Source organism: Cyanobium sp. WAJ14-Wanaka, assembly GCF_024345375.1.
In the GTDB taxonomy this organism is placed as follows: Bacteria; Cyanobacteriota; Cyanobacteriia; order PCC-6307; family Cyanobiaceae; genus Cyanobium_A.
The window spans coordinates 442,262-454,826 of the sequence record NZ_JAGQAZ010000002.1 but is presented as its reverse complement, the minus strand read 5'-3'; the positions used below and the strand labels follow the sequence as shown (position 1 = coordinate 454,826).

12 protein-coding genes and 1 tRNA gene are annotated in these 12,565 nt (G+C 58.6%); 4 read left to right on the top strand and 9 right to left on the bottom strand.

Going from position 1 to position 12,565, the window contains the following annotated elements; genetic code table 11:
- Nucleotides 1-58: 58 nt before the first annotated feature.
- Nucleotides 59-130 (bottom strand) — tRNA-Gly (locus KBY49_RS08950).
- Between the two features lie 293 nt (nucleotides 131-423).
- Between KBY49_RS08950 and KBY49_RS08945 the strand changes: the two genes are divergently transcribed.
- Entirely contained in the window at nucleotides 424-1,803 is a 1,380-nt protein-coding gene (locus KBY49_RS08945; RefSeq protein ID WP_254934441.1) for a glycosyltransferase, read from the top strand.
- A 35-nt stretch (nucleotides 1,804-1,838) separates the two neighbouring features.
- Here the strand turns inward: KBY49_RS08945 and KBY49_RS08940 are convergent, their stop codons facing one another.
- Genes KBY49_RS08940 through KBY49_RS08915 form a run of 6 tightly spaced genes read right to left on the bottom strand, consistent with a single transcriptional unit; the run spans nucleotide 1,839 to nucleotide 7,931 of the window.
- Nucleotides 1,839-2,621 carry an ABC transporter permease gene (locus KBY49_RS08940; protein ID WP_254934440.1) on the bottom strand — a complete coding sequence of 261 codons (783 nt, stop codon included), beginning with the start codon at nucleotides 2,619-2,621 and terminating at the stop codon, nucleotides 1,839-1,841.
- Nucleotides 2,618-3,370 carry an ABC transporter ATP-binding protein gene (locus KBY49_RS08935; RefSeq protein ID WP_254934439.1) on the bottom strand — a complete coding sequence of 251 codons (753 nt, stop codon included), beginning with the start codon at nucleotides 3,368-3,370 and terminating at the stop codon, nucleotides 2,618-2,620. The genes KBY49_RS08940 and KBY49_RS08935 overlap by 4 nt, the downstream gene beginning before the upstream one ends.
- Before the next feature lie 8 nt (nucleotides 3,371-3,378).
- Complete coding sequence (locus KBY49_RS08930; protein WP_254934438.1) at nucleotides 3,379-4,473, bottom strand: glycosyltransferase family 1 protein; 1,095 nt, start codon at nucleotides 4,471-4,473, stop codon at nucleotides 3,379-3,381.
- Nucleotides 4,470-5,795, bottom strand: a complete 1,326-nt coding sequence (locus KBY49_RS08925; RefSeq protein ID WP_254934437.1) for a glycosyltransferase — start codon at nucleotides 5,793-5,795, stop codon at nucleotides 4,470-4,472. The genes KBY49_RS08930 and KBY49_RS08925 overlap by 4 nt, the downstream gene beginning before the upstream one ends.
- Nucleotides 5,788-6,897 (bottom strand): glycosyltransferase, encoded by a 1,110-nt coding sequence (locus KBY49_RS08920; RefSeq protein WP_254934436.1) that lies wholly within the window; start codon nucleotides 6,895-6,897, stop codon nucleotides 5,788-5,790. The genes KBY49_RS08925 and KBY49_RS08920 overlap by 8 nt, the downstream gene beginning before the upstream one ends.
- Nucleotides 6,897-7,931: a hypothetical protein gene (locus KBY49_RS08915; protein WP_254934435.1), complete on the bottom strand. Its 1,035-nt coding sequence runs from the start codon at nucleotides 7,929-7,931 to the stop codon at nucleotides 6,897-6,899. Before KBY49_RS08915 ends, KBY49_RS08920 begins: the two co-directional genes overlap by 1 nt.
- 47 nt (nucleotides 7,932-7,978) lie before the next feature.
- On the opposite strand from KBY49_RS08915, the gene KBY49_RS11755 reads away from it, so the two are divergent.
- The 3 genes from KBY49_RS11755 to KBY49_RS08900 are packed head-to-tail and all read left to right on the top strand — an operon-like array spanning nucleotide 7,979 to nucleotide 10,554.
- Complete coding sequence (locus tag KBY49_RS11755) at nucleotides 7,979-8,743, top strand: sulfotransferase domain-containing protein (RefSeq protein WP_396099709.1); 765 nt, start codon at nucleotides 7,979-7,981, stop codon at nucleotides 8,741-8,743.
- 4 nt (nucleotides 8,744-8,747) lie between these two features.
- Nucleotides 8,748-9,617 carry a hypothetical protein gene (locus KBY49_RS08905; RefSeq protein ID WP_254934433.1) on the top strand — a complete coding sequence of 290 codons (870 nt, stop codon included), beginning with the start codon at nucleotides 8,748-8,750 and terminating at the stop codon, nucleotides 9,615-9,617.
- Nucleotides 9,610-10,554: a DUF5672 family protein gene (locus KBY49_RS08900; RefSeq protein ID WP_254934432.1), complete on the top strand. Its 945-nt coding sequence runs from the start codon at nucleotides 9,610-9,612 to the stop codon at nucleotides 10,552-10,554. The genes KBY49_RS08905 and KBY49_RS08900 overlap by 8 nt, the downstream gene beginning before the upstream one ends.
- Before the next feature lie 9 nt (nucleotides 10,555-10,563).
- Here KBY49_RS08900 and KBY49_RS08895 read toward each other — a convergent pair whose 3' ends face one another.
- Nucleotides 10,564-11,496: a hypothetical protein gene (locus KBY49_RS08895; RefSeq protein WP_254934431.1), complete on the bottom strand. Its 933-nt coding sequence runs from the start codon at nucleotides 11,494-11,496 to the stop codon at nucleotides 10,564-10,566.
- Between the two features lie 427 nt (nucleotides 11,497-11,923).
- Nucleotides 11,924-12,385, bottom strand: a complete 462-nt coding sequence (locus tag KBY49_RS08890) for a Uma2 family endonuclease (RefSeq protein WP_315857016.1) — start codon at nucleotides 12,383-12,385, stop codon at nucleotides 11,924-11,926.
- Nucleotides 12,386-12,565: the final 180 nt, after the last annotated feature.

Genomic DNA, 12,565 nt, shown 5'->3' with positions numbered 1-12,565 from the left:
CTGAGGGCGAGCTTCACAACTGCTGCTGGAGCCTCAGCCACCCCTGGAGCTTCTTGAAAGCGGATGAAGAGATTCGAACTCTCGACCCTCTCCTTGGCAAGGAGATGCTCTACCACTGAGCTACATCCGCAAACGTTGCAAGGATCCGGAGTATCCCGGGCTGCAACGCTGGTCGGCGAACATGCCGACAAGACGAGCATGCCCTACGGCCCGCCCCTGGGTCAACCGTCAGGGGAAAGGACAACAAGTAAGGTGTGATCAAACAAGTGTCTGCTTGCTGTGCCGGAGGAAGTTCAGCAGGAAAACTCCCCTTCTGCAGATCCGGCGCCGATGGGCCAGCCCCTGAGGGGTTTGAGGCTGCTGGTGACAGATCTGGATCTACAGCAGAGGGAGCATCGGGGCATTGCGGTTTTCAGCAAGGCCATGCTGAAGGCCCTAAAGGATTCTGGTGCTGAGATTTGGCTGCTCACGGACTTTGAGCCAAGGCTTGAGAAATCTGTCTACAAAAATCTGCCCAAGCGGGCCTGCGACCTGATCTATGCAGCTCGAGTAATGGAGGGCTTAATGGAGGGCCACAATTGGCTGCACAGCCCCTATTGGGAAACAAAGCTCAGCAAGTGGCAGGCCTTGGCAAGGCTGCACAAAAAATGGCTGAGACTCTTGGAGATCTTGGATTGGCTGGCGCACCGCAATTATGCCACTGACGCAATGGTGAAGGTAAATTTATTGGAGCAATTCGACAGCCCCTATTTCCGACAGGAAAAGCTGAGCTATTTTGGAAATCTCGATGGCATCCTGTGTGCCCGCTATCTCTACTTGAATGCCTCACGGCGAGCACTTGCCCGCCGCCCATCATCCCTACCAATCAAGTTGGGCAATGAATTTGATGGGCTAATCACCACCTGCCCGATCAACATCAGAGTTGAGGGAAAAGGCTGTCTTGTTCAAACTGTGCATGATTTGATTCCCCTCGAATATGTACAAACTAGTGATCATGTAGCTAATTTTGGCCAGCGGCTAAACAGCTGTCTACCGGCCAGAAAGTTGTATGTATCACAGGCAACCCGCAAGAAATTTGAACAGGCCTATGGATCCGCGAATGATGCTGGCGGCATAGTGATTCTACAGCCCCCATCGCTAAAATTTCCTGCAAAGGAGCACCGAGGGCTACTGGAACAAAAAGTTTTGAGACCATCGCTGCGAACAAAAAATCACCATGGCGAGTTGGTTCCATTTCGATATCTTCTATTTAATTCCTCAGTGGAGCCCAGGAAGAACCTCTTATTTGCGGTTAAGGCGTTCCGCATCTCAGGCCTGGCTGAACATGGAATCCGGCTCTGCGTGACTGGAATGCTTAAAAAAGACTCCTATAGCAGGGAAGTCGCAAAGCAAGCCGATGAATCTGTACTGCTAACTGGCTATATCGACGAAGCCACTAAATCAAATTTATTTTTACATGCCATGGCGGTCATCAGTCCTTCTTTGGTGGAGGGCTTCGGAATCCCAGTGCTCGATGGCGCCTGCATTGGTGCACCGGTCATCGCCAGCCCTTCTGTGGCCCACCGGGAAATCCAAGCAAGCCAAGATTTCAGGGAGCTGATTTGGCTGTGCGACACCCTCGATCCAACAACCTGGGCAGAAGCCATGGGGCAAATCGCCAAGGCTGAAATGGCAAGGATCGGCGATCCCCAGGCGGAAAGGCAAAGGCGACTTAGCCGCTACGACACCGTCTCTGCTGCAATCCTAGAAGACTTCCGCCGGAAAATCTGCGAGCAGGTTAAGCCTGATCAACTAAGCAAGTGATGAGCCAGTCGGGATTTCGCCGAGGGTAAGCAAATTTAGATTAAAAAAGGCAGGTGGCGCCGCTCCCGATTAAGCAGTGAGATGGCAAACCAAATACCAGCAAAGTTTATTAGAAGCAGGAGCAGATCAATCCAGCCTGGCGGTGAGCCCTCAATCAAACAGCGGCGCAAAGGATTTAACACTTGATAGAGCAAATTTAAATCGGCTGTCCAGGCCAGGGAGCCAAGATTTTTCTGCTCATACAGGATGGGGGAAAGAAGAAATACTAATTGCAAAACTATTGGGACAAGCTGATACAAATCCCTGTATCGGGCTCCCACAAGGCACAAAAATACCGGAAGCCAATACAAAAACAGCAGCAAATTAATCAAGGGCAGCCAGCCCACAAGTAGCAAATTAGGAATAAGGTTAATTTTAAAAAAAGAAAGACCTAACAAGACCAAGGCAAACGACTGGGCAAACGTTTGAACCTGGAAAGCCCATTCCTCAAGGGTATAGAAAATTGGATTGAGATTATTGTTATGCAAGTGGGCGGCATTATGTTCAAACAGATTTGGAGCAGTGCTAATTGCCGCAGCCAAGCTATTCCAGATCACTAGGCCAAGACCGAGATACACCACGTAGTGGTTGAAATCTTGGACCTTGAAAACAGTGCCGTATACCAGCGCAAGTACGGCAATGGACAGCAGATTGGAGAGGCCTAGCCAAAAACTACCCAGCAGGGTGCGGGCAAATCGAGCCTTAGTACGAGAAGTGGCCGTAAAAAGCCATACCCGACGCAGCGCCCAGCCATCTGATAGGGTTTGGAGCACTCTCATGGCCTAGGCCGATGGTAGTGCTCCAGGGCCTCCTCAAGATTGCCATCAAAGACAATCGAACCCTGCTCAAAAACCAATCCACGCACGCAAAACTGCCTGAGCAGGGCCTCTGAATGGGAGGCCAAAATCAAGGTGCCCGCAGATTCAATGAAAGCCTGAAGGCGCTGCTGGGCCTGCTCATAGAAGCTGGAATCTCCGGCGCCAAAACCCTCATCTATAGCCAGGCATTCATGGGTACAGGCAGTGAGCATCGAAAAAAGCAAACGGGATGCCATACCCTGGCTATAGGCCTTGACTGGTAAATGAATGAAATCACCCAATCCGGAAAATTCCACCACACCCTGGCAATAACTCTCAAAACCTTTGAGATTACCATTGACCATCAAATAGTGGGCCTTTATGGCCTGCAGGCCGCTGAGCTCACCACTGGTAATGAAGCTCTTATGAATCATCGGGAAAACCCGAATACGTTGCTCAAATCTTCCACAACTCGGCATATAGATGCCCGAGATCAGCTTTAGAAAAGTGGATTTACCTGCTCCATTATGACCAATCAGGGCAATGCGTTCACCTTCATGAATCTGACAATTCACATTGTGCAGTGCAGTGATCACCGCACCGCCACCCTGGCGGCGCAACTGACCTCCGGTGACTGAGCGCAGCAGGGCTGATTTAAGACTGCGGGTTTCGGAGCTGAATACGGGAATTTGCAGACCAATGCCCTCAAGCCGCAACACGGGCAAGTGCAACAGGGGGCTCAGGGCAATGGATCCCGGAGAAGGGAGTTGATCTCTCTTGCTTGGCGCTGGCTGGTGTGGGCCGCCGCGTTGAGAAGTCCCGCCTGAGAAAGCTGTCGCCAAAGGGCAGGATCGCGGTCGAGCCGCTGCAACTGATGAGCCATTGTATCGCCGCGATCATGGAGCTCAAACAGCAATGCCGCATCTTGATGCAGCTCCTGATGCACGGGAATGCGGCTGGCCAGGGTGGGCAGGCCCAGGGCCTGGGCCTCGAGCAGGGGGTAATCAAAACCCTCCATCAGGCTGGGGGAAACAAGGCAAAAAGCTTGGCGCAGCAGGGTTTCAAGGGGCTCTGGTGGCAGTGGAGATATCCAGCGCACCCTCTCGCCCAGACCAAGCTGCCGCTGCTGCCTGAACAGGGCAGATGTGCAGCGATCCGTGGCACCCACCACCAGCAACCGACCGGGCCAATCGGGGTTGCGCTTGAGCAGGGCCGCAAAACCGTTCAGAGCCAGGGCCAGATTTTTATTGCGGGCATGGCGGGCCAGCACGACGCAATCGTGGCTGGCGGGGGCCTGGATCGGATCGGCCACGGGCTCCACGCCATTGGGCACCACGGCAATGCGGCGAGCGGGCAGACCGGTTTGCACCAGTTGGTTGGCCACGCTTTGGCTAATGGCCACCACCAGGGCAGCCCGTTCAAAGTGGGCTGGCAGCAGCAGCCGGCTACGCCAATGGGCCCTGCAACTGCTGGGGAAGTGGAGGGGCGTGAGGTCGTGGCAGGTGATCACCTGGGGCACCTGGGGCAGGGCCCAGAGCCATTCGCTGTAGGGGCTGTAGATGCGATCGGGCCAGTGGTCCGCAAGCAACCGGCGCAGGGGTAGGGCGTGCTGGGCCAGGGCATAGCGCTGGAGCAAGCCCATGGGGCCAGTGCAGGGCTTTGTCGGCAAATGGGGGCTCTGGCTGAACTGGCCATGGCCTGGGGGTGCCAGGCGCAGCTGCCAGGGCAGGGATTCGCCGGGCCAGGCCGCCAACAGGCGCTCCACATAGCGGCTGAGACCGGTGGGTTCGGGCCGGTAGGGCAGCAGGTTGAACAGCAGGGGCAGCCTGGTCATGGGGCCAACCTGCGCGCCAGGGCCAGCAGGGCTAGGCCGATTAGGTCGGCATGGAGTGGGGCCAACCGTTTCTGGCGGCGGCAGGCCAGGTGGGGTTGGAGCCAGCCGCTGGTGGGATCGAGCAACAGGGCCAGCAGGGCCGCCAACTCGCCAGGGCGCTGGGGATGGAAGCGCAGGGCGGCCGAACCACCGGCCTCCCTAAGGCCCGGGCTATCGGCCACCAACACGGTGGCCCCGCTGGCGAGGGCCTCCACGGCGGGCAGGCCAAAACCCTCGGCGCGGCTAGGGATTACCACGGCCAAGGCGTGGTGATAAGCAAGGGCTAGCTCGAGATCGGTGAAACCGGCCGCCAGGCAGCGACCACCCAGGTGTGGGAAGCGCTGCTCCAGCTCCCGGCAGCGCTGCTCGGCAGCAATGCCACAGAGCACAAGCTGGAGGGGAGCCAGCTGGGGATCTGCCAGGGCCTCTGCCACCAGCTCGGGGTTTTTGTAGGAGCCGATGGCACTGGTGGCGGGCAAGAGCAAGTAGGGCTGCTGGAGGCCAGAGCGCTGGATGAGTTTGGCCCAGAGCCGATCGCCCCTAGGGCCCTGCAAAGGGGCACCAAATAGGGGGGCAGGGGCGGGGTGGCACCAGCTGAGGCTGCCCGTGGGGCGGCTAAGCAGCACCTCCAAATCGGCGGCCGTGGCAGCAGACACGGCCAGATGGGCGGTGGCACCCTTGAGCCAGCGCCGGCGCAACTGGGCCAGGGGCGCGGCAACGCCGTAGCGCTCGGGCAGGCAATCGTGGACTAGGGCCAGCTCGGGGCAAGAGGGGCGTTCTGGTCCAGAACTACTGATCCAGCTGGAGATAAACACATCGGCCCGCCAGCCCTTTAATAAAGCCGAGTTCTCTGGGGCCAGGGCAGCTACCGCCTCAGGATCTAGGGGATCGACGCCTGCGCCTTGAAGGTTTGGGAAGCTGGCGCTTAGGGCCAAATGGCTGTTGCGCTCAATCAAGGCCACAGGGGCCGAATTTGTAACCAGCCCCGGCAGGCTCCAGCAGTCCAAGATCTGCTCCCATACCCGGGAGATGCCGCCAAAGGGTCTGCAAAACCACAATCCATCCACCAGCAAGCGGGGTCCAGACCTGCCCTCAAGCCGAAGCGCCAATTCCGCCAGGAGGGGATCGGCGCTGGAGCCGCCCTGCTGCCGATCCTGCTTTGCCAGCTGGATTTTTAATTGTCGGGCCGCTGCGGCGGCGCCATCGCTGCGCCAGCAATCCAGCACGGCGCCACTGGCCCGCTGATCGCCCAGGCCTGGGGCCAGGGGGAGGGGGTCAGCCATCGGTGCAGAAAATCTGGGTCTGGCGGCGCCGCCAGATCGGATAGGCGAAATACTGGTCGTAGCGACGGCGGGCCTGGTGGCAAGCCAGGCGATGGCGCGGGGCATCGCTGAGCAGTTGCTGGATGGTGGCGGCCAATTCGCTGGGCCGGCCGCTCCAGCCAAGGGCGGGCAGATTGCTGACCCAAAACATGCCGGAGCGCGGCAAATCGAAGGCAAGGGAGGGGATGCCACTGGCCATCGCCTCTAGCTGGACAATGCCAAATGCTTCATTACAGCGATCGGCGGGCAGCACCAAAAGATCTGCAGTGGATAGGAGATCCAGCTTGGCCTGCTCCGCCAAACGGCCATGGAAAACCACCCGCTGACTGAGGCCCAGTTCGGAGGCCAGCGCTTCGAAACGACCCCGCAGCGGGCCATCACCCACCAAATCCAGCTGCCCTACGGCGGGGGCGAAGGCGATGGCCTGCAAGAGCCAATCAATGCGCTTGTAGCTGTCGAGCCGGCCAATGGAGATCAGCCGGCCAAGGGGCCTTGCCTCTGGCTGCTGGAGGCGGCACTGGTGGATCTGATTGCAGGCGGCTTCGATGGGGGGGGGCAGGCAGCAGGGAAGACAGGTCACCTGGGCCACTGGCAGGCCAGATTGGATGAGCTGGTGCCTGAGGGGAGGGGAGGTGGTGAGCACCGGAAAAAATCTGAGCAAGGCCAAGGCCAAGGCCTGATAGACAGCCTCCAACCAACCAGCGATGGTAGGCCTGGGCTCGATGAAGGCATGCCAATAGATATAAATATGACGGCGGGGGCGCAGCAGGCGGGCCACTAGCACCAGCAGCAGCACGGTGGGGCAGGGCAGGTGGCCAAGCAGGGGCTCTCGGCCAGCCAATAGTTGAAACAGGGCTTTGCTGGGCAAGGCCAGAAGCAACCGGCCAAGGGGCAAGGCGGGCAAGAGGACGCGGCGATAGGGCACCGGCAGGGGATCGGCTGCTGGTGGGGCGGGTGTTAGGGAGAAGGTGGTGTCGCCAGAGCCACCGGCAAGAGCCAGGCAGTGGGCCACCCTCTCCACGCCGCCGTAGCCCGGGGGCCATTCACGCAGCAGCTGCAGCATCAGCGGCGGCGATCCAGCAGGCGGCGATCCAGCAGGCGACGCAGCAGGGCGCTTAGCCACCTAAGCGGAGCAGTGATTTGCCAACTGCTGGAGCCACGTATGGCCCGGAGGGTCTCCTGATCCAACTCGCATTGGGTTGTGAGTTGCTCGCACTGGGTTTCGAGCTGGCTTAGGCGCTGCTGGAGGCTGGCCCCAGGGGCACAAAGCTGGTGCTTAGCGCAGAGCTGGAGGACCTCCAGGGGCAGGCTGGAGAAGGCAGATCTGTGGCCCCGAATACCGCATAGAGCTTGCTGGTATGTCGCCTCGACCAGCTCCACCAGCCGAGGATGGAGGCTGGCCATCGCGGGGCTGGCCGGCAGGGCTGCTACGGCCCGATTCAAGCCCGGATCCACCCGATTGGCCAGCATTTGCTGCCAGGCTTGGGCAGTGGGGGGCTGGTGGCCATGGCCCTCAAGAAATCCGCCAAGGGCCGCTAACAGCTGGCTAGCTAGCTGGCCGTTGGTGGGAGCGGCGATCAGTTCAGCCTGACTAATTAAAAGGTCAGCAGGCTGGAGGGTGGCTGCCAGGTGATGGTTGTAGATAAACCAGAGGGCCAGGCCCCGCTCCAGGGCAAAACCATTGCGGAGCTGGAGTGAACAGGCAACCTCTAGGGGATTGCGCAGGGCAACCACCACGGGCACCCGGCGTAATAGCAGGTGCTGAATGGCTGGCAGGGTGATGCAGAGCCGCGGATCCTTATCAAGCCAAGGGCCCTGCTCGCCATAGGCGGCAAAGCGATCGCGGGCCCCACTGATCAGATCCAACAGAGGTGGATCGCTCCAGCTAGGTGGCAAAAGTGGTGGAAGGCTCCAATCACCACCCAGGGCGTGGAGAAGCTCGTCGTTGAACTCGGTGAGCAGGCGGCTTTCAAAAAAACCGCGGGGGTTGTCAGGGCCAGGCGGCAGATCGTCGCCGCGTCGCTGGCCAAGGACATCCCCCAGCAGTGAGGCAAGTAGGGAGGTGCCGGAACGGTGGCAGCCGGTGACAAACACCAAGGCCTAAGCTGGAAGACCAGGATCCTAAGCAACAACCCGACTGATTAGTGCCAGTCCAAAAGCGGGTGGAATTCCTAGTGTGTGGCACCCAAAAAGCCGGCACTACCGCGTTGGCGGATTACCTGCGCAGCCATCCTAAATTATATATTCCAGCCCAAAAAGAATTGCACTTTTTTGACGAAGAATCCCAGGAATGGGATGGCAATGGCATGGCCACTGCTGGCCACGATGGCTACCACAAACATTTTGCTGCGGCCCCCAGGGACGCCATCTGGGGAGAAGCCACACCGATTTATATGTATTGGGATCCGGCACCAATGAGGATCTGGGCGTATAATTCAGCAATGCACATTATTGTAATTTTACGCAATCCGATTGAGCGGGCCTATTCCCACTGGGCCATGGAGCTGGGACGCGGCGCTGAGCAGCTCAGCTTCTGTGATGCATTGACTGAAGAAGCGGAACGATGCCGCAGTGCCCTGCCGGCACAGCATCGGGTTTATTCCTACACGGACAGGGGCTTTTATGCAAGCCAAATAAGGCGGTTATGGCGATTCTTTGGCCGTGATCGGGTGTTGGTGCTGCGCCAAGAGGAGCTGCGCCATTCCCCCCAAATCTGCCTGGATCGAGTGTGTAACTATTTAGGGATAGCGCCATTGACTGGAGTGGAAGCCAGGGATAGGCATGTGGGCAGCTACCAGCAGCCCATGGAACGCGCAGCCAGGCAAAGGCTCACCGAGATGTTTGAGCCGGAAATCCGCCAACTCGAGCAGATGCTGGGTTGGGATTGCAGCGGCTGGCTGGAGGGCTGAGGTGATGCGGGTGCTGCTGGCGATTCCCCACGTATTTGCCCCCAAGGATGGGTCGCTGTATTCATCGCAAACCGAATCGAAACGGGCCACCAAGCGCCTAGCCCTGGAGCAAGCCACCCTGGGCAACCTGCATCGCCATGGCGGGACGCACTGGATCCACGCATCCCTAGGCAAGGGCAAAGCGGTGGTGACCAGGGCCCTGGCCACCCAGGGAGGTGCCGAGATCACAATCCAACTCTACACACCAGCGGATGCAAGCCTGGCGGGGGAAATAAATACCGATCCTCGACTTGAGCTTGTGGATCCACAAGTAACAGATCCCACCCAGGTGCCACTGGTGGCATCGCGCCGGCTGCTGGAGCAGGCCCAGGATTACGACCTTGTGGGCTACCTGGAAGATGACCTACTAATAGAGGACCCACAATTTTTCGCCAAACTGCTTTATCTGGATCGCAATAGTGATGGCAGCTTCGCTTTCTTGCCCCATCGCTGCGAGCACATTCCAGGAAAGGGAGATGTGATCCTCTCTGGCGATCCGGATGGGGGAAGGCCCGATTTATTTTGGGATACGGGGGAGGAGCTGCGCATCCCCTGGCCCCTGGGGGATGTGGCATTTTACCGGGCCACCAATCCCCATTCTGGCTGTTACTTTCTCAGCCGCCGCCAGGCGATGCGAGTAGCCCACTATTGGCAAGAAAGGCAATGGCAATCAGATTTTCAGCTTTCCGGACCCCTAGAGCAGGCGGGCAGCGGCTTACTGCTGCCGGTGTTGAAGATAATGAAAACGCGGCCAGCCGATTACCGGTTTTTGATGGTGCGCCACCAGGACGAACTCTGGCGTAGGCATCCAATGGAAACAGCAAATCATGGCTGACTCAGATGCCCTGCCTGCACTACTGCGCTATCGCCAACAGCTCTGGCTAAGCCACTGTGGGCAGGTGCTGGAGTCAGTGTTACTACCACTAGCAGGTCGAGGCTTGCTCCACCGGGATAGAGGAGGCGACAAAGCGGCTGTACTAATTGAAAACCGAATTGATAATCAGTGGCTGTTCACGGTGCTAAATACGGCCCTGATGTGCCCATCGGGCACTAGCTTGTGCCTAATCTGCGATCGGGGCAGCCTGGCTGAAGCCCAGACCTGTCTGCAGGCCAGCGGAGCAGCCTTAGAGCCCTATTGGATGGTGGCTGAAGAGCTAGTTCCTGGCACCTGGTTGGGCGATGTCGCAAGTTTCAACAGGATGATGAAACAGGAGCCGTTTTGGGCGGCGATGCCCAACGAAAAGTTGTTGTTTATCCAAACAGATGCCCTACTGGCGGAGCCACTGCCGGAATGGTTCTTTAACTTCAGCTACCTGGGGGCGCCGTTCCTACCGCGGCAGCAAAGTGAATACTTCGAACGGCGCAACAGCCAGGGAGAACTGTGCGGATTTTTCAAGGTGGATACTGCAATCCACGGCTCACCAAACCCAGACGTTTATCCCCATCTACATGGCAATGGGGGTCTATCTATTCGTGATCGAAAGCTGATGCAACGGATCTGCTCGGACTCAGCAAGCACCAGCGGACCAGAAGAAATGGAGGATGTGTTCTTTAGCCGACACTTAAGCCGCCATGGGCAAGCAGCTCCCCTTGCTGTGGCGAGGGCCTTCGCCAGCGAGAGCACCTATTCAGCGGCAGCAATTGGCAGCCATGGTGCCTGGAAATACTTCAGCTCAGCTGAAATAGCCAAGCATCTGGAGCGGCACTGGAAGCAGGCCTGGGCGATGGCGCAAGCGATTGGGGGCAACGAGAGTTGTGATCGGCTCAATTAAGCAATTGGATCAAGCCGCCTGATCGGGCCGCAACCAACGACTGAAACGCACCAATCGACGCCCCCGCAACTGGGTCAGCTCGGCCTCGGCACGGACACGTTGCTGTTGCTCTTCTGCCAAGGTGCGGCCATAGAGGGCTTCTGCCCAGGCGAGCTGCTGGCAGATCACCTCGGGCATCATGCGCGGACGCTCTTCGCCGCGACTTTCCGCCAAAAGCCAGCCATGGAGCTGCATGGCCATTTGCAATAGGGGAGAGCTCTCGGTGGAGCTGGGCACACTGGGGACGGCAACAAGCGGGGACTGGGGTTGCTCACTTTCCCATTGCAGAAGCCGCTCATGGCTTCGTTCAGGCAACTGCAAATTCAGCTGGCGCTCCAGATGGTCGAGGGCGCCCTCAGGATCCCAATGCAACTGCTCCTGCTCCACAACCACCCGAGCAGCACCCCGACTGGAGGCTTCCATGGCCAAGGTGCTTTGCAGCCACACCAGCAGACCGCGATCACGGCTCCAGCCATGGCTTCGGCGCAGGGCTTCTGCCACCTCAAGTGGATGACGCAGCACCAACAGATAGGCGGGCTGCACAGGCAATTCGGCCAGGGCTAGCCGCCAAAGGGGCAATAGATGCTCAAGCCCACTGAGCTGCAGCACCCGTAGGCCCTGGGGTGGAAGCTGGGCCTGCAATGCACTCTGGAGCTCAGGCAGAAGGGCGTGGCTGGCTTCACTGGCAAACCAGCGACTGGGGATGGCTCGAGTGGCCTGCCAGGCGGCACCTGCTGCACCCAGGGCTTTGCGATGGATGGGCTCTAGAGCTGCCGAGAGAGACGGGGCCCCGCAAAGCTCAAGGGCTCGCTGCAGCGGTTCCAGGCCGGGATCTGGGCTGGAATCCTGAGAGGGTTCCGGCAAGCCGAGCACTACCAGCAATCGGGTTGACGGAGGATTCATGGCAGGCAAGCCAGCAGGCAGATAAACAGAAGGTATCTATTGAATGCGGGGATCGCAAGCCCAACCAGTCGGCATTCAAGGCATTGGATGCAAGGTAGCTTCGATGCAGACGAATCTGCCACTGGTTATATTTTAAGTTCAGATGGGGGGCTGTAAAATTTCGAATTTCCAACCCCAATTACCTCTGGATCGGCTTTCACGCCCTGGCGATCGGCAGAGTTCACACAGCACTGTCCAAGCTTTTGTACAGGCTGTACAGAATCGCGAAACGCAAAATTTCCACCACAAAAACTTCAGCCCGCCCAGATCTCCTCAATCCCCAACTGAAGTTCAGGAAACTCCGGTCCAGCCTCCAAAACACTGAGTCCTTCAAATCGCTGTTTATCGCCGCTGGAGGACCAGACCTCCACAGCCTGTTGGTGGGGAATCAACAACCAGCCGAGCCGGGCGCCGTTGGCCTGGTAGGCAGCCATCTTGCTGCGCAGGGCCGTGAGGGCGCGGGGGCCTTCGTCTGTAGGGCTGGCAAGTCCACCACCAGATCGGGGCAGAGGGGGGCGAAGCCGCGGCGTTGCTCGGGGGTGAGGTTCTGCCAGCGATCTAAACGCACCAGGGAGGCGTCGGGGCTGAGCACGGAGTCGTCGGGCAGGCGGAAGCCAGTGGAGCTATCAAACGCCTTCCAGGTGGTGCTTGATCTTGCAAAGCGCTGCAGCTGGAATGCAAGTTCGCTGTTACGCCCGCCAGTTTCACTGCCTGTGGGCGTCATTGCCAGCACCTGGCCATCGGCAGTGAGTTCAAGCACCGCCCCACTGTTCTCGGCACACAGAAGGCCAAACTGTTCTGGCGTGAGCTGCAGATCGACGGGTGTGACTGGTCTTGCAGAGAGGGCCATCACCCCAGGCCTGTGGACTATTTCAGATTAGGTCAGTTCGCTGGGCGTGGCCCATATGAGTTGCAGCAGTCGCCAGCGGGGATATCAGCGCACCACTGCCCAAGATTTTGTACAGGCTGTACGGAATCGGAAAACTCAAAATTTCCGCCACAAAAACTTCAACCAGGGCATTCAGGAGGC